The organism is Streptomyces sp. P9(2023) (assembly GCF_032436795.1).
GTDB lineage: Bacteria > Actinomycetota > Actinomycetes > Streptomycetales > Streptomycetaceae > Streptomyces.
In genome coordinates this window covers 170,925-189,134 of sequence record NZ_JAUPWM010000007.1, presented here as the reverse complement: position 1 = coordinate 189,134, position 18,210 = coordinate 170,925, and the positions used below count along the sequence as shown (strand labels likewise).

Sequence of the window (18,210 nt, the reverse complement as noted above, 5' to 3'; positions counted from 1 at the left end):
GTAACGCACCCGCTCAAGCCAAATGGCGGACCTGGTCCCAAACGACCGGGTCCGCCGTCCCCACCCTCCGCCGGAACTCCCACACCGGGACCTCCCGCAACTCATCGGTCTCCAGAAAACTGGGCCGCCCGTGCGCGTCCCCCACGGACCCCGGCGGCAGCGCGATGACCCCCGGCCGCTCGTCGTGGTACTTGCTGGTGATCTTGGCGACCAGCGCGGAGTCCCCGCGCAGCGCGAGCACCAGGCAGGGCCGGTCCTTGGACCCGGGCCCGTCCTCGTAGGGCACGTCGGCCCACCAGATCTCGCCCGCAAGGGGGAGCCGCGCGGGCGCCTTCCCCGGCGGCCGTGTCCGGACGGGGGGCCGCGCGGGCGGGCGCGTCCGCCCCCCAGGCCGCTGCCCCGGCCGACCCCCAGGCCGCCGGCCCGACCGCTTCAAGCCGTCCGCCAGCGCCACCACCAGCGCGATCACCACGACCGCGACGAGCGCCGGCCACCAGGACGTGTCCATACCCCAAGACGTTACCGGCCGCCCGGACCCCGCGCCCTCCCGCCCCAGGTCCATCCGAACCGGTGACAGAGCCCGTGAGTTCGCCCACAACGAGCCGCCGCGGAGGAGCGACGGACGGGGTCGCGCCTTACGCTCGACGCATCGCAAGACCTCCCCCGCCGCTCTCCGCCCTCGGAGGTTCACGCTTCATGAAGCTCACCGTCGTCGGCTGCTCCGGGTCGTTCCCGTCCGCGGACTCGGCCTGTTCGAGCTACCTCGTAGAGGCCGACGGCTTCCGGCTGCTCCTCGACATGGGCAACGGCGCCCTCGGCGAGCTGCAGCGCCACATCGGTCTGTACGACCTCGACGCCATCTTCCTCAGCCACCTCCACGCCGACCACTGCATCGACATGTGCGGCTACTTCGTCGCGCGCTACTACCGCCACGAGGGCGGCCGCTGCGCCCAGATCCCGGTCTTCGCCCCGGAGGGCGCCGAGCAGCGCCTGACCACGGCGTACGCGGACACCCCCTCGGACAAGTCGATGAGCGAGGTCTTCGACTTCCGGACGCTGAAGTCGGGCTCCTTCGAGATCGGCCCGTTCTCGGTCCGTACGGAGAAGGTGTGCCACCCGGTGGAGGCGTACGGCATCAGGATCGAGCACGGCGGCCGTTCGCTGACGTACTCCGGTGACACGGGAGCCTGCGAGTCCCTGCACGAACTCGCGGAGGGTGCGGACCTGTTCCTGTGCGAGGCGTCGTTCACGCACGGCAAGGAGGACGTCCCGGACCTCCACCTCAACGGCCGCGAGGCGGGCGCGGAGGCGGCCCGCTCCTCGGTGGGCCGGCTGGTCCTGACCCACATCCCGCCGTGGACGGACGGCCGGCAGAACCTGACGGACGCCCGCGCGCTGTACGACGGCCCGTCGGAGCTGGCGTACACCGGCGCGGTGTACGAGGTCTGAGACGTAGGACCACGGCGAAGGCCCCCGGAACCTGGACGGTTCCGGGGGCCTTCGTACGTCACGAGATACGAGATACGAGCTAGGAGGTCACGTCAGGCTCACGCCTTGGTGAGGTCCTCGAGCTCCTCGTCGGACTCGCGGCCCGGGGTGGGGAGGTTGAACTTGGTGATCGCGAAGCGGAAGACCACGTAGTAGATCGCGGCGAAGACCAGACCGATCGGGATGATCAGCCAGGGCTTCGTGGCCAGGTTCCAGTTCAGCAGGTAGTCGATCCCGCCTGCCGAGAAGGTGAAGCCGGCGTGCACACCGAGCGCCCAGGTCACGGCCATCGAGATGGCGGTGAGGACCGCGTGGATCACGTACAGCACCGGAGCGATGAACATGAAGGTGAACTCGATCGGCTCCGTGATGCCGGTGACGAACGAGGTCAGCGCGAGCGAGACCATCATGCCCATGACTGCCTTGCGGCGCTCCGGGCGAGCGGCGTGGGCGATGGCGATCGCGGCGGCCGGGAGGCCGAACATCATGATCGGGAAGAAGCCGGACATGAAGATTCCGGCGCTCGGGTCACCGGCGAAGAAGCGGTTCAGGTCGCCGTGGACGACCTCGCCGGCCGCGTTGGTGAAGTCGCCGATCTGGAACCAGGAGACGGTGTTCACGAACTGGTGCATGCCGACCGGGATCAGCGCGCGGTTGATCAGGCCGAAGAGGCCGGCACCGCCGGCGCCGAGGCCGGTCATCCACTCGCCGAAGCTGGAGATGCCGTTGCCGATGGGCTCCCAGACCAGGCCGAAGACGACACCGACGAGGGTGCCGACGAAGGCCATGATGATCGGGACGAGGCGGCGGCCGTTGAAGAAGCCGAGCCAGTCGACCAGCTTGGTGCGGTGGAACTTCTGCCACAGGACGGCGGAGATCAGACCCATCAGGATGCCGCCGAGGACGCCCGGGTTGTTGTACGTCGCGGCGACGTCGACACCCTTGTTGGCGGTGGTGTTGACGACGGCCTCGGTGACCGGGAAGGCCTTGAGGACGTTGTTGTAGACCAGGAAGCCGACGAGGGCGGCCAGGGCGGTGGAGCCGTCGGCCTTCTTGGCGAAGCCGATGGCCACGCCTATGCAGAACAGCAGGGGCAGGTTGGCGAAGACTGCGTCACCGGCCGTGGCGAACACGGAGGCGACCTTGTCCCACCCGAGACCGTCCTTGCCGAAGACATCAGGCTGGCCGAGACGGAGCAAGATACCCGCGGCCGGCAGAACGGCGATCGGCAGCTGCAGGCTGCGACCGACCTTCTGCAGGCCCTGGAACAGGCCGGATCCGCGCTTCTTCGCGGGAGCGGCGGCCTGGGCGGTGGCCGTACTCATCAACTTCCTCCAGTAAGGCAAGGCGCCGCCAGAGGTCAGTGAAAAGGGGGTGACGGCGGCGTCTCGTGGAACGCGGTGGACTGGACCGCGTGGTCTACACCAATGAGTGGTGTAGACCAGTTTTAGCACGTGACACTTAGATAAGGAACCTGCGAATTCTGTGTGGTTGGGCCGTCGCGCGGCGTGAACGACGAAAGGCCCCCGGACCATCAGGTCCGAGGGCCTTGCGCGTCGTCAGGACTCGGGGCGAAAGCCCTGAAGCTGCTGCTGGAGCGGCTACGCCTTGGTCACGTCCTGCTCCATCTGCTCCGCCACTTCCTCCGGCTCGCGGCCCGGTGTCGGGAGGTTGAACTTGATGATCGCGAACCGGAAGATCACGTAGTACACGACCGCGAAGCCGAGCCCGATCGGAATGATCAGCCAGGGTTTCGTCGCCAGGTTCCAGTTGATCACGTAGTCGATCAGGCCGGCCGAGAAGCTGAAGCCGTCCTTCACGCCCAGCGCCCACGTCACGGCCATCGAGACACCCGTCAGGACGGCGTGGATCGCGTACAGGACCGGGGCGATGAAGAGGAACGAGTACTCGATCGGCTCGGTGATGCCGGTGACGAACGAGGTCAGGGCGACCGACAGCATCAGGCCGCCGACCTCCTTGCGGCGGCTCGCCCGCGCGCAGTGGGTGATCGCCAGGGCCGCCGCCGGGAGGGCGAACATCATGATCGGGAAGAAGCCGGTCAGGAACTGGCCGGCCTCCGGATCGCCCCCGAGGAACATCGGGATGTCGCCGTGGACCACCTGGCCGTCCGGCCGCTCGTAGGTGCCGAACTGGAACCAGATCGGCACGTTCAGGAACTGGTGCAGGCCGATCACCAGCAGCGCACGGTTGGCGACACCGAAGATGCCCGAACCCCAGGCGCCCAGCCCCACCAGCCAGTCGCTGAAGTTCTCGAGGCCGTCGCCGATCGGCGGCCAGACCCACAGGCACAGGGACGCGAAGGCGATCGAGACGAAGGTCATGATGATCGGCACGAGCCGGCGGCCGTTGAAGAAGCCCAGCCAGTCCACCAGCCTCACCCGGTGGTAGCGCTGCCAGAACCAGGCCGCGAGCAGACCGATGATGATGCCGCCGAAGACGCCCGGGTTCTGGTACGTGTAATCGCTGAAGGCCTGCTCGGGCGCCAGACAGCCGCCGTTGATGTCCGCCGTGCCCGGCGGGCAGTCCTCGGGGAACTGGCGCAGCACGTTGTAGTAGACGAGGAAGCCGACGACCGCCGCGAGCGCCGTCGACCCGTCCGCCTTCTTGGCGAGGCCGATCGCCACACCGACGCAGAACAGCAGGGGCAGCCCCAGATTGCCGTCGAGCAGCGCACCACCGGCGCCCGCCATCACCTTGGCGACGTTGTCCCAGCCCAGACCGTCGGCGCCGAAGACGTCCGGCTGCCCGAGCCGGTTGAGGATGCCGGCCGCCGGCAGTACGGCGATGGGGAGCTGGAGGCTGCGCCCCATCTTCTGCAGCCCTTGGAAGAGGCCGCCCCAGATCGATTTCTTCGGCGCGGCGGCCGGGCTGTCCGTACTCATCGGCGTCCTCCCATACCCGGAACGGACCGGGCCCGAATCGCGTTGCAGACTGGTGTAGACCAGTTGCGATAGGCTCCCGGAGCCCGCCGAGGGCAGGCCGCCGGTGATCGTCATCATTCGGCAGAACGAGGGCATTCGCTCGCGAAGTTGGGCCAACCGTGGGTTACCGTGACAACGCGGACCGTCGGTGCGCCGAGACTCACGTTCTTGGAACAGGAACGGACAGGGAGAAAGACATGGCCAGCAAGGCTGAGAAGATCGTCGCCGGGCTCGGCGGCATCGACAACATCGAAGAGGTCGAGGGCTGCATCACCCGCCTCCGCACCGAGGTCATCGACCCGAGCCTCGTCGACGACGCCGCGCTCAAGGCCGCCGGCGCGCACGGCGTCGTGAAGATGGGCACCGCGATCCAGGTCGTCATCGGCACCGACGCCGACCCGATCGCCGCCGACATCGAAGACATGATGTGAGCAGCTGACTCCCTCCGACGGGGGCCCGGTCCGACAGGGGACCGGGCCCTCGTCGTATGCGGCCCTTCCGCGACGCCGGGCCCCGGTCCCGGGCGGCGCGGGGCCCGGTCCCCGGCCCGTCTCGTACGGCTCCGGGCCCCCTCCCCGTACGGCCCCGGGCCCCTCCCAGTGCGGGCCCCGCCTCCCTCCCCGTACGGCTCCGGGCCCCCTCCCCGTACGGCTACGCTCGTGACATGTCTCGTATCGACGGCCGTACCCCCGAACAGCTCCGCCCCGTCACCATCGAACGCGGATGGAGCAAGCACGCAGAGGGCTCCGTCCTCATCTCCTTCGGCGACACCAAGGTCTTCTGCACCGCCTCCGTCACCGAAGGCGTCCCGCGCTGGCGCAAGGGCAGCGGCGAGGGCTGGGTCACCGGCGAGTACTCGATGCTCCCGCGCGCCACCAACACCCGCGGCGACCGCGAGTCCGTCCGCGGCAAGATCGGCGGCCGCACGCACGAGATCTCCCGCCTCATCGGGCGCTCGCTCCGCGCCGTCATCGACTACAAGGCCCTCGGCGAGAACACCATCGTCCTCGACTGCGACGTCCTCCAGGCCGACGGCGGCACCCGCACCGCCGCCATCACCGGCGCGTACGTCGCCCTCGCCGACGCCGTCGCCTGGGGTCAGAAGAAGAAGCTGATCAAGGCCGGCCGCAAGCCGCTCACCGGCACCGTCGCCGCCGTCAGCGTCGGCATCGTCGACGGAGAGCCGCTCCTCGACCTCTGTTACGAGGAGGACGTCCGCGCCGAGACCGACATGAACGTCGTCTGCACCGGCGACGGCCGCTTCGTCGAGGTCCAGGGCACCGCCGAGGCCGAGCCCTTCGACCGCAAGGAGCTCAACGCCCTCCTCGACCTCGCGTCCGGCGGCTGCGCCGAACTCGCCGAGATCCAGCGCAAGGCCCTCGAAGGAACTCTCTAGGGAAGCCCAGTAGGGACCCGGTCGGGACCCGGCAGGGAACCCGATACGGAACTCTCCAGGCCGCCACGGCGTCATCATGGGCACGGGCGTACGGCATTCCATCCGTACGCCCGTCATCCATATCCCCAGGGGAGGACTCGTCTTGAAGCGCCGTCTCGCACTCGCCATGGCCTCGGCAGCCGTACTCACCACCACCCTCGTCGGCTGCGGAGCACTCGACAAGGCACTGGACTGTGTCGCGACCGCCGACGCGATAGCCACCAGCGTCGACAAGCTCTCGCAGGCCGCCTCCAACGCCTCGAACGACCCGACGCAGCTCAACGAGGCCCTGGACGACATCTCCACGGAGCTGGGCAACCTCAAGGACACGACGGACAACGCCGACCTGTCCAAGGCGGTGGACGACCTCACGAAGGGCGTCGAAACCGTCCGTACGGCCGTCAAGGAGGGCGACGCGACGCCGGACATCACGCCGATCACGGACGCGGCCACCGAGATCGGCAAGGTCTGCACCCCGGGATAATCGGGAGCATGACCCGTCTGATCCTCGCCACCCGCAACGCTGGAAAGATCACCGAACTCCACGCGATCCTCGCCGACGCAGGTCTCACCCACGACCTCGTCGGCGCGGACGCGTACCCGGAGATCCCCGACGTGAAGGAGACCGGCGTCACCTTCGCCGAGAACGCCCTCCTCAAGGCCCACGCCCTCGCCCAGGCGACCGGCCTGCCGGCCGTCGCCGACGACTCCGGCCTCTGCGTCGACGTCCTGAACGGCGCCCCCGGCATCTTCTCGGCCCGCTGGTCCGGCACCCACGGCGACGACCGCGCCAACCTGAACCTGCTCCTGGCCCAGCTCGCCGACATCGACGACACGCACAGGGCCGCCCACTTCGCCTGCGCGGCGGCCCTGGCCCTCCCGGACGGCACGGAACGCGTGGTCGAGGGCCGCATGCGGGGCGTGTTGCGCCACGCCCCCGTCGGCACGAACGGCTTCGGCTACGACCCGATCCTCCAGCCGGACGGCTACGAGGTGACGTGCGCGCAGCTGTCCCCGGAGGAGAAGAACGCGATCAGCCATAGGGGGAAGGCGTTCAGGGCGCTGGTACCGGTGGTGCGGGAGCTGTTGGGCTGACACGAGAGGGGCCGCCCAATGTCGGGCGGCCCCTCTGCACGTGTGCGGCCGGTGGGATTCGAACCCACACGGGATTTCTCCCACGGCGATCTAAACGCCGCTTGGCTGCCAGTTACAACACGGCCGCGTGCACGGCCATGGTAGCGGTCACCCCGCGTTCGCTTGAGGGGTACGTCGGCGTCCGCCTCGGCACCAGGTATCGGTGACTGCGTGACAGTTGGGGCACAGCAGCCGCAGGTTCTCGGCGCGGTCGTCGCTCCAGTCGCCGTCGATGTGATCGACCTCCAGCGTCATGGGCTTGCCCAGCCATGCGGGTTCGGTGCCGCACATCGTGCACCGCTCCGGAACACCGATCTCGGAGAGGGCGCGACGCAGGTGGGCGGACTTGGTTCGGTACTTGCCGTCGTGCTTCACCAGTAGATCCACGGCCTTGCGCGGTGGATTCGTTCCGGGCTTGGCGGCCTGATGAGCTTGCCCCAGGAAGTGTGCCGTCGAGAGGCGATCCTCGGCGATCCACTGCTTCAGGGACTCCTTCTGGCTTGAGCTCTCCGGTCTGCCCAGGCGGCGCAGGGTCTCCGCGAGGGAAATTGAACCAGCCACGGCACGGGCGAGTTCGGCAGCCGTCGGACGGGGGCCGCTCCTGCGGTAGCCACGTCGATGGAGATGCGAGACATCGATTCCGTAGTGCGCGAATCGGCGCCACAGATATTGGCGCAAGCGCCCGTACGGTCGCGTGCCGAAGAAGGCGATGACCTCCTCGATGTCACTGCATTTAGCGGCGGCCTCGATCAGCCGCTCCCGTGTGTAGCGGACTCCCTCGCTCATGCGCGGCGCCCCTTCGCTCGTCCCCGGTACGTGTCTGTCGTCGAGTGGCAGTTAGGGCAGAGGAGCCGTAGGTTCTCGATGCGGTTGTTGCGCCAGTTTCCGTCGATGTGATCGACCTCAAGCGGGAGCGGGTATCCGAGCCACGTCGGTTCGATCCCGCAGAGGGCGCAGTGCTCGGTGACACCCGTCGACCTGAGTGCGGCCTTCAGACGACTGCCCGGGACCCGTCGAGCTTGGCTCGGAACCTGTTCGATGAGCAGGGCCTCGGGAGTGGCCTTTCGGACGCTCCTGCCCGCCTTGGGCGGAGGCCGAAAGTGCGAGGTGTCGATGCCGTAGGCCTTGATGCGGCGGCTGATGTTCGTGTGATGGCCGCCGACGAGGTCGAGGCCCAGCCGCCGCAGAACCTCGTTCACGCTCGTCGACACCGCAACCACCGGCTCAAGGACCTCCCGCGTCCACTTCGCCCCCTCCCGCTCGAAGTGCGACGTGTCCACCCCCAGCCTCCGCATCCGGTCCCTCACATACCGCCGCGACCCACCCTTCGGATCCACCCCCAGCTTCCCCAGCGCCTCCGACAGCGTGCGTGACGTGCTCGCCGCTGCCGCGAGCCGTTCCCGCGTGTACGGACTTTCCGGCATCCCCATGACCCCTCCGCCCCGGCCACCTGTTCGTGGTCTCGTACGGAGTAACGAGCCGAATATCGGACGGTCACGTCATAGCGCGTTCGAAATGCGGAACGGCCCGCGCCGCTTCCGAAGAGCGGTGCGGGCCGTTCCGGCGCGGGATCGTCAGATGCCCAGGTCCTTGATGATCTTGGCGACGTGGCCCGTCGCCTTCACGTTGTACAGCGCGCGTTCGACCTTGCCGTCCTCGTCCACCACGATCGTCGAGCGGATCACGCCCGTCACCACCTTGCCGTACAGCTTCTTCTCGCCGAACGCGCCGTACGCCTCCAGCGTCTCCTTCGACGGGTCGCCGACCAGCGTGACCTTCAGGTGCTCCTGCTCGCGGAACTTCGCCAGCTTCTCCGGCTTGTCCGGCGACACGCCGATGACGTCGTAGCCGGCGCCCGCCAGCAGGTCCAGGTTGTCCGTGAAGTCGCAGGCCTGCTTGGTGCAGCCCGGGGTGAGCGCCGCCGGGTAGAAGTAGACGATGACCTTGCGGCCCTTGTGGTCCGCGAGCGATATCTCGTTGCCGTCCGCGTCGGGCAGGGTGAAGGCGGGGGCGGTGTCGCCGGGCTGAAGTCGCTCGCTCATGGCTCTCCTCGGGTGTCTGGGCGTACACACCCGAGCCTAATGGGGGCCTGAGACAGACCGCGGACCCAGAAACTGAGAGACTGTCCGTCAAGGACCGATTACGACTACGGAGGCAGCGCGGTGTCGGACGCCAGGACCCCTGCGCAGATCGAGGCGGACATCGTCCGCCGGCGCGACCAGCTCGCCGCAACTCTCGACGAGATCGGCATTCGGGTGCACCCGAAGACCATCGTCGGCGACGCGAAGGCGAGGGTCGCCTCCACGGTCGACCAGACCGCCGGCCGCGCGTTCGCCGCCGTCAACCGGACCGTCTCGGATGTGAAGGCCCGCTTCACGCACGAGGACGGCGCGCCGCGGCTGGAGCGGGTGGTTCCGGTGGCGCTCGTCGCCGTGGCCCTCGTCGGGCTGCTCGCCGTTTCCGCGCGCAAGCGCGGGGGATGACGCCGGGGATGACGCGGGGGATGAGCCGGGGACGCCCCGGGTTGTCCCCTCCCGAGTACGGCCTACGGCCCCGGGCAGGTAGGTTCGGACCGTGAGCGACAACACCCACGACAAGCTGCCCATCCGGATGCTGCACGACCGCGTCCTGGTCCGGACCGACTCCCCCGAGGGGGAGCGGCGCTCCGGCGGCGGCATCCTGATCCCGGCGACCGCCGCCGTCGGCCGTCGGCTGGCCTGGGCCGAGGTCGTCGCGGTCGGCCAGAACGTCCGTACGGTCGAGACCGGTGACCGGGTCCTGTACGACCCCGAGGACCGCGCCGAGGTGGAGGTGCGGGGCGTCGCGTACGTACTGATGCGGGAGCGCGACCTGCACGCGGTCGCCGCGGACCGGTTCGAGGGGTCCAAGGACACCACCGGGCTGTACCTGTAGCAAGTTCGTCCTTGAGGCCTGGTGACCGGTGTCACCAGGCCTTTTGTCTGTTCTTTGCTACTGTGGAGACACCCGACGAGACGCGCCGTACCGGGCCCCACGCACCACAGGCAAAGACGACGCACCCCTGTTGTTCTGTCTCGCGGAGGTGTTCGTCGTCATGGCCTGGGTCCTTCTCATCGTTGCCGGTCTGCTCGAGGTCGGCTGGTCGATCGGCATGAAGTACACGGACGGGTTCACCCGTCTCTGGCCGAGCGTCTTCACGGGCCTCGGGATCGTCGCCTCCATGATGCTGTTGTCGCACGCCGCCAAGACGCTGCCGATCGGTACCGCGTACGGCGTCTGGGTCGGTATCGGCGCGGCCGGTGCGGCGGTGCTCGGCATGGTGGTGCTCGGTGAGCCGGCGACCGCCGCCCGGATCTTCTTCGTCTGTCTGCTGCTGGTGGCCGTGGTCGGCCTGAAGGCGACCTCGGGTCACTGACCCGGCAGCGGAAGCGGTAGGGGCAGCGGCGACGGCGGGGGCAGTGGCTGGCCGGGGCCGGGGCCGGTCTCAGGGCCGATGTCGGGGCCGATGTCGGGGACCGGGGCGAAGCCCGTGTCGGGGCCGGGGCCCGGCCTCGGATCAGCGCCAGGAGCCTGCTCCTGTCCCGGACCCCGTCCCTGCCCCGGTCCCTGCCCCGGCCCCTCTCCCTGTCCCGGGCGTCGCGGGCGTTCCGGGCCCGCCTGTGCCGTCTCCTCCTCCGGTCCCCGCTCGTGGGCCTGGCCCTCGTCCCCCTCGGCCGGCATGCCCGGCTGTGCGGGATCGAGCGGTGCCAGCCACTCCTCCGCGCCTTCGCCCAGCTGGAGTTCGAACTCCCGCGGCTCCGTTCCCGCCAGCGCCTCCCGGGTGAACTGGGCCCAGACCTCCGCGGGCGCCCCGCCCCCGTTGATCCGGGGCAGCCCCAGCGCCCCGTAGAGCGGTTTCTGCTCGCCCGACTCCGGGTCCTGGCCCATCATCGTGACCACCGTCGCGAGGTCCGGGGTGTAGCCCGCGAACCAGGCGGCCTTGTCGTCCTCGGCCGTGCCCGTCTTGCCCGCCGCGGGTCGCCCGGCCGCCAGCGCCGCCGTTCCCGTACCGCTCTCCACGACGCTCCGCAGGACCGCCGTCGTCGTGTCGGCGGCCTCCCTGCTCACCGCCTGCCGGCCGCCGGCATCCGGCAGGTTGAGGGCCTCGCCGTCCTTGGTGACCTCCTCGACGAGGGTGTACGTGCCGTGGCGGCCGTGGTTGGCGAGGGTGGCGTACGCCTCGGCCAGGTCGAGGGCGCTCGCGGTGGCCGGGCCGAGCGCGATGGAGGGGGAGGGCTTCAGGTCGGGGGTGCGGGCGGGCAGGCCGAGGGCGACGGCGGTCTCCTTGACCTTCGCGGGCCCGACGTCCACGGCCATCTGCGCGTACACGGCGTTGACCGAGCTGTCGGTGGCGGTCCGGACGGTGATGTCGCCGTACGAGGCGTCGTCCTCGTTGGCGGGGGCGTAGAGCGCTCCGGTCCAGCCCTGCACGGGGCGCTTGTCGGTGCCGTCGTAGTACGTGTTCGGGGTGATCGGCTCGCCGTACTGGGTGAGCGAGGCGTTCTGGAGGGCGGCGGCGAGGACGAAGGGCTTGAAGGTGGAGCCGACCTGGTAGTCGCGGCGGGTGGCGTTGTTGACGTACTGCTTGGTGTAGTCGATGCCGCCGTACAGGGCGACGACGCGGCTGCTCGCCGGGTCGATGGCCGCGCCGCCGACCCGTACGAACCGGTCGACGGGGTTCTGCGCCGGGTCGAGCCGGGACATGACCTGCTCGTCGACGGCGGTGACGAAGGCGTCCTGCTTCTCCTTCTCCAGGGTGGTGGTGATGCGGTAGCCGCCGGCGGCGAGGGTCTTCTCGTCGAGGACGCCGTTGGTGGTGAGGTACTCCTCGACGGCCTGGACGAGGTAGCCGCGCTGTCCGGCGAGCCCGGTGGCGGGGCGGGCGGTCTGCGGGGTCGGGAAGGCGGCGGCGGCCCGTTCGGCGCGGGAGAGCCACCTCTCCTTGACCATGCCGTCCAGGACGTAGTGCCAGCGGGCGAGCGCCTTGGCCCGGTTCTCTGGGTAGGTGGCGACGTCGTAGGCGCTGGGGGCCTTGAGGAGCGAGGCGAGGTACGCGCCTTCGGCGGTGTCGAGGTCGGCGGCGTCCTTGCCGTAGTAGGCACGGGCGGCGGCCTGGATGCCGTAGGCGTTGCGGCCGAAGTAACTGGTGTTCAGGTACCCCTCGAAAATCTGGTCCTTGCTCTTCTCGCGGTTGAGTTTGATCGCGATGAAGAACTCCTTCACCTTGCGGGTGACGGTCTGTTCCTGGCCCAGGTAGTAGTTCTTGACGTACTGCTGGGTGATGGTGGAGCCGGACTGGCGGCCCTTGCCGGTGAGGGTGTTCCAGGCGGCGCGGACCATGGCCCGGGGGTCGACGGCGGGCGCCGTGGAGAAGTCGCGGTCCTCGGCCGCGAGTACGGCGTGCCGGACGGCGAGCGGGACCCGGGCGAGGCGGATGTTCTCGCGGTTGACCTCGCCGTCGCGGGCGATGGGGGTGCCGTCCCGGTAGAGATAGGCATTGGACTGGGCGGTCGCGGCGGCGTTGGCGGGCGGGATGTCGACGAGCAGGTAGCCGGCGAGGAAGCCGCCGGCGAGCGTCAGGGCGGCGAGCAGGAGCGTGCCGAAGAGCGCGCGCAGGATGCGCCGGGGGCGGGAGCGGCGCCGACGGCGGGGTGGCGGGGGGACGGTGGGGTCCCTGGGCGCCCAGCCGGGCCGGTGGGGACGATCTGGCTGGGCATCGCTCATGTCTGGGGCTCCCGTACCGGATGAAGGAGGCATGGCCTCCCCATAGTGCACGTAACAGGACAAAAGCTATGTAATGCGACTCGAAAAGCACTCGCGGTGGCGGAGTGCGGGCCGCTAGGGTCGTGCGCTTTGGTGCCAACGGGGCATCAGGTCGTGGAGGAAGGGACCTGGGATGCTGCGGCTGTACGGGACGGTGGCCGCGGGTGGGTTCCGGCGCCATGCCACGTACCGGATGGCGACGGCGGCGGGGGTGTTCACCAACACCGTCTTCGGCTTCATCCTGTCGTACACCTATATCGCCCTGTGGGACGAACGGCCCCAGCTGGGTGGCTACGACATGGCGGACGCGCTCGCCTATGTGTGGATCGGCCAGGGGCTGCTCACGGTGTGCGGGCTGATGGGCGGCGGGTTCGAGGACGAGCTGATCGAGCGGATCCGTACGGGTGACATCGCGGTGGACCTGTACCGCCCCGCGGACCTCCAGGGCTGGTGGTTCTCGGCCAACGCGGGCCGGTCGGCGTACCAGTTGCTCGCGCGCGGGGTGGTGCCGATGGCGGTCGGGTCGGTCGTCTTCGACTTCCGGCTGCCGGAGCGGCCGGCGACCTGGCTCGCGTTCGTGTTGGCGATCGCGCTCGGCTCGACGGTCAGTTTCGCGGTCTGGTACCTGGTCGCGATGTCCGCGTTCTGGCTGATGGACGGTCAGGGGGTGGTGCAGGTGGCGTGGCTGGGCGGACTGTTCTTCTCGGGGATGCTGCTGCCGCTGAACGTCTTCCCGGGCGTGCTGGGGGAGGTGGCGCGGGTGCTGCCGTGGGCGTCGATGCTGCAGATCCCGGCGGATGTGTACCTGGAGAAGTACGAGGGGTGGGGGCTGGCCGGGGCGTACGCCTTCCAGCTGGCCTGGGCGGCGGTGCTGCTGGCGGCGGGGCGGCTGGCGCAGGCGCTGGCGACGCGGAAGGTGGTGGTGCAGGGTGGCTGACGGTGACTCCGACTCGACTGTGCCGGTCGAGTCGTGGCGTACGGACGGGAGGCCGAGCGATGCCTGGCGTCCGGACGGGAGGCCGAGCGATGCCTGGCGTACGGACGGGAGGCCGAGCGATGCCTGGCGTACGGACGGGAGGCTCGGGGATGCCTGGCGTACGTACCGGATGGTGGCGGGGATGTGGATCCGCTCGACGATGACGTACCGCACGTCCTTCGCGCTGACCCTCTTCTCCTCCTTCACGGTCACGCTCTTCGACTTCGTCGTGATCCTGCTGATGTTCGGTCAGGTGGAGGGACTCGGCGGCTTCTCCTTCGCGGAGGTCGCCTTCCTGTACGGGACGACCAGCACGTCCTTCGGTATCGCGGACCTGACGATGGGATCGGTGCAGCGGATGGGGCGGAGGGTGCGGGACGGCTCACTGGACGTGTTCCTGATGCGCCCGGCGCCGGTGCTCGCGCAGGTGGCGGCGGACAAGTTCGCGCTGCGACGGCTGGGGCGGGTGATGCAGGGCGGGTTCGTCCTGGTCTGGGCGCTGCTGATCGTGGACGTGGAGTGGACGGCGGCGAAGGTGGTTCTGCTGCCGGTGATGCTGGTCAGCGGCGCGGTGATCTTCGCGGCGGTGATGGTGGTGGGGGCGTCGGCGCTGTTCTGGGCGCAGGACGCGGCGGAGGTGACGAACTCGTTCACGTACGGCGGGAACACGCTGCTCCAGTACCCGCCGACGATCTTCGCGCAGGACCTGGTGCGGGGTGTCGTGTACGTCGTACCGCTGGCGTTCGTGAACTGGCTGCCTGCGCTGTACGTCCTGGGCCGGGAGGCGCCGGCGGGGGTGCCGGGGTGGACGGCGTTCGGGTCGCCGCTGGTGGCGGTGGTGTGTTGCGGGCTTGCGGGGCTGGCGTGGCGGGCGGGACTGCGGGCGTACCGAAGTACGGGAAGTTGAGGCGGCTGAATGAGGTTCATCGAGCTGGACGGGGTGGAGAAGGTCTTCGCGGTGCGCCGGAAGACGGGACTGCTGCGCCGGGAGAGGCGGGAGGTGCGGGCGGTCGACGGGATCAGCTTCGGGGTGGAGCGGGGCGAGATGGTCGGCTACATCGGCCCGAACGGCGCGGGGAAGTCGACCACGATCAAGATGCTGACGGGCATCCTGACGCCGAGCGGGGGCCGGCTGCGGGTCGCGGGGATCGATCCGGCGCGGGAGCGGAGGCGGCTCGCGCAGCGGATCGGGGTGGTGTTCGGGCAGCGGACGACGCTCTGGTGGGACCTGCCGCTGAAGGACTCGTACCGCTTGATGCACCGGATGTACCGGATCCCGGATGACAGGTACGCGGAGAACCTGGCGCGCTGCGTGGAACTGCTTGAACTGGGCGAACTCCTGGACGTACCGGTGCGGCAGCTGTCGCTGGGCCAGCGGATGCGCGGCGACATCGCGGCGGCGCTGCTGCACGATCCGGACGTGCTGTACCTGGACGAGCCGACGATCGGCCTCGACGTGGTGTCGAAGGCGCGGGTACGGGAGTTCCTGCGCGAGCTGAACGCGGACCGGGGCACGACGGTGCTGCTGACGACCCACGACCTGACGGACATCGAGCAGCTGTGCAGCCGGGTGATGGTGATCGACCACGGCAGGCTGATGTACGACGGGGAGCTGGCGGGCCTGCACGAGGCGGGCTCTGACGGGGGGAGCGAGCGGACGCTGATGGTGGACCTGGAACGGGCGCTTCCGCCGATCGACCTGCCAGGGGCACGTTTTATCCGGTCGGAGGGCCCGAGGCAGTGGCTGGCGTTCCCGTCCTCCGCGTCGGCGGCGCCGTTGGTGGCGGCGGTGGCGGAGCGGTATCCGCTGGTGGATCTGTCGGTGCGGGAGCCGGACATCGAGGCGGTGATCGCGAAGATGTACGGGGAGAGGGTCGGAGAAAGGGGCGGAGAAAGGGGCGGGCGTCGGGAACTTGAGGTGCGTCCGGAAAGTCAGTGATGTAGGGAGGTGGGGTGATGAGCGAGACGAAGAGCGAGTCGCGGCGGCCGCCGCTGGTGGCGTTCTCGTACACGGCGGCGGACGCGGAGCGTCACCGCGGGGTGCGCAGGATGAAGACGCTGGCCACGGGCTTGCTGGTCGTCGTCGCTGTGATCTACGCGCTGGCGACCTGGGCGGAGACCGCGGGCTGGGGTGCGTGGACGGGCTATGTGGCGGCCGCGGCGGAGGCCGGGATGGTGGGCGCGCTGGCGGACTGGTTCGCGGTGACGGCGCTGTTCCGGCGCCCGCTGGGCCTGCCGATCCCGCACACGGCGATCATCCCGACGAAGAAGGACCAGCTGGGGGCGACGCTGGGCTCGTTCGTGGGCGAGAACTTCCTGTCGGCTGATGTCGTACGGGGAAGGCTGCACGCGCTGGGCATCGCGGGCCGGCTGGGGGCGTGGCTGGCGGACCCGGACCACGCGGACAGAGTGACGCGCGAGCTGTCGACGGCTCTCCGGGGCGCCCTGACGGTCCTGAGGGACTCGGACGTGCAGGCGGTGGTGGGCGAGGCGATCACGCGGCGGGCCGAGGCGGCGGAGGTCGCGCCGGGCATCGGCAAGACGCTGGAGAAGATCGTCACGGACGGGGCGCACCACAGGGCGGTGGACCTGGTGTGCGCGCGGGCGCACGACTGGCTGGTCTTCCACGGGGAATCGGTGATGGACGCGGTCCAGGGCGGGGCGCCGGGCTGGACGCCGCGTTTCGTGGACCGGAGGGTGGGCGAGCGGGTCTACAAGGAGCTGCTGCGCTTCGTGACGGAGATGCGGGACATGCCCGCGCACCCGGCGCGGGGCGCGATCGACCGCTTCCTGACGGACTTCGCGGCGGACCTCCAGGGGGACACGGAGACCCGGGCCAAGGTGGAGCGCCTGAAGGCGGACCTGCTGGCGCGCCCGGAGGTCCAGGACATCATCGCGTCGGCGTGGTCGTCGGTGCGCGGCATGATCATCGCGGCGGCGGAGGACGACCGCAGCCAGCTCCGCCTGCGCGCGAGGGCGTCTCTGATCTCGCTCGGCGGCCGCCTGGTGACGGACGCCCGCCTGCAGACGAAGGTCGAGGGCTGGGCGGAGGACGCGGCGGCGTACGTGGTGACGACGTACCGGGACGAGATCACGTCCCTGATCAGCGACACGGTGGCGGGCTGGGACGCGGACCAGACGTCGAAGAAGATCGAGGCGAACATCGGCCGCGACCTCCAGTTCATCCGCATCAACGGCACGGTGGTGGGCGCGTTGGCGGGCTTGCTGATTTATGTGGTGAGCCACGGCTTGGGCGCCTGAGGCGGGGATGGGGTGTGCCCGGGCGCTGAGGCGGGAGGGGACGCGCTCGGGCGCTGAGGCCGGGAGGGGGCGCGCTGGGCGGGTAGGGGTAGGGGCCTCGCCCGCCCAGCGCTCATGGGGAGGGCAACGAGTAATACGGAGCGGAGGGCGGGGGCGTTCAGCCCTTGTTCCGGGTGACGGCCCAGGAGGCCCCGGCCATGGCCCCGGCCACGGAGAACACAGCCGGCCAGGACCCGACCTTCTTGGCGAGCGGATGCGATCCGGCGAACGCGGCGACGTACGCAGCACCGAGCCCGGCGGCAGCCTTGCCACCCGCCACCTGCTGCCACTCCCGCACGGCGAGCCCACCGGCAGCAGCCAGGACGACCCCACCGAGGGGCCGCTTCTTGGTCCACCGAGCAACGGCGTAACCACCGACGAGCCCGGCAGCGGCTATGGCGGGGGAGGGGATGCGGGGCATGGGGGCGCCTTTCCGAAGTACGGGTCTTGAGCCGAGCGTAACGCGGGCACTCGGGCCGCCCGTCCCTCGCGGGCTCTGGTGCGGCCACACTCGGAGAAGGGCGGCCACCACCAGAAGCACACGCCTCCGGCTCGCCCCAGGCTCCGCTCCTCACGCAGGGGCCACCTGATGCTCCGCGTCGGTGAAGAGGAGGGTGGGCTCGGCCAGGATGTCGCGCCCGGCTTCGCTCTTGTAGATCTCGTCGACGCTGCCGAACCGGGCTTCGGAGTAATCGAGTCCAAGCGAGGCGGCGGCCTTGCGGACCGATGCCTCATCGGGACCTTCGATCTCCAGGAACGTAGGGAGGTCGGGCCAGGTGTCGAAGTCGAAGGCGACCTCGTCCAGGCGCCACTCTTCGCGGTAGTTCTCCTGGTAGCGGACCTCGGTGAGGCCGAGGCGGCGGAGGATGTCGGCCATCGCGTGCAGGTCGGTGACCTCGGTCTCGATCTCGGTGGTGCCGTCGATCGTCGTGGCGTCGGTGACCTGCTTCAGCGTGAGAGTCGAGCGGGTGCCCTCGTCACGCAGTCGGAGCCACGCGCCACCGTCGAGGGCGTCGTTCTCGAAAATCTTGCGGGTGAGAAGGGTGCGCGGGAACGCCTGGACGGCGCCGAGGGTGGTGAGCTTCGCCTGAAGGCCGGCGACGTCGACGGCCAGGAACTTCGCCTCGTACTCGTGCTTCATGAGTCCTTCTTCC

Annotated in this window: 21 protein-coding genes, 1 tRNA gene and 1 riboswitch; of the genes, 12 read left to right on the top strand and 10 right to left on the bottom strand. The window is 69.7% G+C overall.

Going from position 1 to position 18,210, the window contains the following annotated elements:
* Positions 1-13: 13 nt before the first annotated feature.
* Entirely contained in the window at positions 14-508 is a 495-nt protein-coding gene (locus Q5762_RS13205) for a type II toxin-antitoxin system PemK/MazF family toxin (RefSeq protein WP_315892229.1), read from the bottom strand.
* 188 nt (positions 509-696) lie between these two features.
* Between Q5762_RS13205 and Q5762_RS13200 the strand changes: the two genes are divergently transcribed.
* Positions 697-1,449: an MBL fold metallo-hydrolase gene (locus tag Q5762_RS13200; RefSeq protein WP_315892228.1), complete on the top strand. Its 753-nt coding sequence runs from the start codon at positions 697-699 to the stop codon at positions 1,447-1,449.
* 98 nt (positions 1,450-1,547) lie between these two features.
* On the opposite strand, the gene Q5762_RS13195 is transcribed toward Q5762_RS13200, so the two are convergent.
* Together Q5762_RS13195 and Q5762_RS13190 are read right to left on the bottom strand one after the other, a co-directional pair.
* Entirely contained in the window at positions 1,548-2,813 is a 1,266-nt protein-coding gene (locus Q5762_RS13195; protein WP_315892227.1) for a PTS transporter subunit EIIC, read from the bottom strand.
* A 276-nt stretch (positions 2,814-3,089) separates the two neighbouring features.
* Positions 3,090-4,391 (bottom strand): PTS transporter subunit EIIC, encoded by a 1,302-nt coding sequence (locus Q5762_RS13190; RefSeq protein ID WP_315892226.1) that lies wholly within the window; start codon positions 4,389-4,391, stop codon positions 3,090-3,092.
* A 236-nt stretch (positions 4,392-4,627) separates the two neighbouring features.
* Here Q5762_RS13190 and Q5762_RS13185 point away from each other — a divergent pair, with 236 nt between their 5' ends.
* From Q5762_RS13185 to rdgB, 4 genes are all read left to right on the top strand, one after another.
* Positions 4,628-4,861 (top strand): PTS glucose/sucrose transporter subunit IIB, encoded by a 234-nt coding sequence (locus Q5762_RS13185; protein ID WP_315892225.1) that lies wholly within the window; start codon positions 4,628-4,630, stop codon positions 4,859-4,861.
* A gap of 233 nt (positions 4,862-5,094) precedes the next feature.
* Positions 5,095-5,826, top strand: a complete 732-nt coding sequence (rph, locus tag Q5762_RS13180; protein ID WP_315892224.1) for a ribonuclease PH — start codon at positions 5,095-5,097, stop codon at positions 5,824-5,826.
* Between the two features lie 166 nt (positions 5,827-5,992).
* Complete coding sequence (locus Q5762_RS13175) at positions 5,993-6,349, top strand: hypothetical protein (protein WP_315892331.1); 357 nt, start codon at positions 5,993-5,995, stop codon at positions 6,347-6,349.
* A gap of 8 nt (positions 6,350-6,357) precedes the next feature.
* Positions 6,358-6,960 carry an RdgB/HAM1 family non-canonical purine NTP pyrophosphatase gene (rdgB, locus tag Q5762_RS13170; protein ID WP_315892223.1) on the top strand — a complete coding sequence of 201 codons (603 nt, stop codon included), beginning with the start codon at positions 6,358-6,360 and terminating at the stop codon, positions 6,958-6,960.
* 43 nt (positions 6,961-7,003) lie between these two features.
* Here rdgB and Q5762_RS13165 read toward each other — a convergent pair.
* From Q5762_RS13165 to bcp, 4 genes are all read right to left on the bottom strand, one after another.
* Positions 7,004-7,087, bottom strand: a tRNA-Leu gene (locus Q5762_RS13165).
* A 20-nt stretch (positions 7,088-7,107) separates the two neighbouring features.
* A complete protein-coding gene (locus tag Q5762_RS13160; RefSeq protein ID WP_315892222.1) occupies positions 7,108-7,785 on the bottom strand; it encodes an HNH endonuclease signature motif containing protein in 678 nt (225 codons plus the stop codon).
* Complete coding sequence (locus tag Q5762_RS13155; RefSeq protein ID WP_315892330.1) at positions 7,782-8,423, bottom strand: HNH endonuclease signature motif containing protein; 642 nt, start codon at positions 8,421-8,423, stop codon at positions 7,782-7,784. Before Q5762_RS13155 ends, Q5762_RS13160 begins: the two co-directional genes overlap by 4 nt.
* Before the next feature lie 150 nt (positions 8,424-8,573).
* Positions 8,574-9,041 carry a thioredoxin-dependent thiol peroxidase gene (gene bcp, locus Q5762_RS13150; protein WP_315892221.1) on the bottom strand — a complete coding sequence of 156 codons (468 nt, stop codon included), beginning with the start codon at positions 9,039-9,041 and terminating at the stop codon, positions 8,574-8,576.
* 120 nt (positions 9,042-9,161) lie between these two features.
* On the opposite strand from bcp, the gene Q5762_RS13145 reads away from it, so the two are divergent.
* From Q5762_RS13145 to Q5762_RS13135, 3 genes are all read left to right on the top strand, one after another.
* On the top strand, positions 9,162-9,482 hold the full coding sequence (locus Q5762_RS13145; protein WP_315892220.1) for a DUF3618 domain-containing protein: 321 nt from the start codon (positions 9,162-9,164) through the stop codon (positions 9,480-9,482).
* A 91-nt stretch (positions 9,483-9,573) separates the two neighbouring features.
* On the top strand, positions 9,574-9,912 hold the full coding sequence (locus Q5762_RS13140) for a co-chaperone GroES (RefSeq protein ID WP_260229654.1): 339 nt from the start codon (positions 9,574-9,576) through the stop codon (positions 9,910-9,912).
* Positions 9,913-9,958: 46 nt separating this feature from the next.
* Positions 9,959-10,038: riboswitch (guanidine-III (ykkC-III) riboswitch) on the top strand.
* 34 nt (positions 10,039-10,072) lie between these two features.
* A complete protein-coding gene (locus tag Q5762_RS13135) occupies positions 10,073-10,393 on the top strand; it encodes a multidrug efflux SMR transporter (RefSeq protein WP_315892219.1) in 321 nt (106 codons plus the stop codon).
* Here Q5762_RS13135 and Q5762_RS13130 read toward each other — a convergent pair.
* The gene (locus Q5762_RS13130) at positions 10,387-12,741 is read right to left on the bottom strand and encodes a transglycosylase domain-containing protein (RefSeq protein ID WP_315892218.1); all 2,355 of its coding nucleotides are present in this window, start codon (positions 12,739-12,741) and stop codon (positions 10,387-10,389) included. The two genes, Q5762_RS13135 and Q5762_RS13130, sit on opposite strands and share 7 nt — an antisense overlap.
* A 175-nt stretch (positions 12,742-12,916) precedes the next feature.
* On the opposite strand from Q5762_RS13130, the gene Q5762_RS13125 reads away from it, so the two are divergent.
* From Q5762_RS13125 to Q5762_RS13110, 4 genes are all read left to right on the top strand, one after another.
* A complete protein-coding gene (locus Q5762_RS13125; protein ID WP_315892329.1) occupies positions 12,917-13,717 on the top strand; it encodes an ABC-2 family transporter protein in 801 nt (266 codons plus the stop codon).
* A gap of 169 nt (positions 13,718-13,886) precedes the next feature.
* Positions 13,887-14,663: an ABC transporter permease gene (locus Q5762_RS13120; protein WP_315892328.1), complete on the top strand. Its 777-nt coding sequence runs from the start codon at positions 13,887-13,889 to the stop codon at positions 14,661-14,663.
* A gap of 9 nt (positions 14,664-14,672) precedes the next feature.
* A complete protein-coding gene (locus Q5762_RS13115; protein WP_315892217.1) occupies positions 14,673-15,695 on the top strand; it encodes an ATP-binding cassette domain-containing protein in 1,023 nt (340 codons plus the stop codon).
* Between the two features lie 17 nt (positions 15,696-15,712).
* Positions 15,713-17,017: a DUF445 domain-containing protein gene (locus Q5762_RS13110; RefSeq protein ID WP_315892216.1), complete on the top strand. Its 1,305-nt coding sequence runs from the start codon at positions 15,713-15,715 to the stop codon at positions 17,015-17,017.
* Positions 17,018-17,174: 157 nt separating this feature from the next.
* On the opposite strand, the gene Q5762_RS13105 is transcribed toward Q5762_RS13110, so the two are convergent.
* Together Q5762_RS13105 and Q5762_RS13100 are read right to left on the bottom strand one after the other, a co-directional pair.
* The gene (locus Q5762_RS13105) at positions 17,175-17,477 is read right to left on the bottom strand and encodes a hypothetical protein (protein WP_315892215.1); all 303 of its coding nucleotides are present in this window, start codon (positions 17,475-17,477) and stop codon (positions 17,175-17,177) included.
* A gap of 150 nt (positions 17,478-17,627) precedes the next feature.
* On the bottom strand, positions 17,628-18,197 hold the full coding sequence (locus Q5762_RS13100) for a class IV adenylate cyclase (protein ID WP_315892214.1): 570 nt from the start codon (positions 18,195-18,197) through the stop codon (positions 17,628-17,630).
* Positions 18,198-18,210 lie beyond the last annotated feature (13 nt).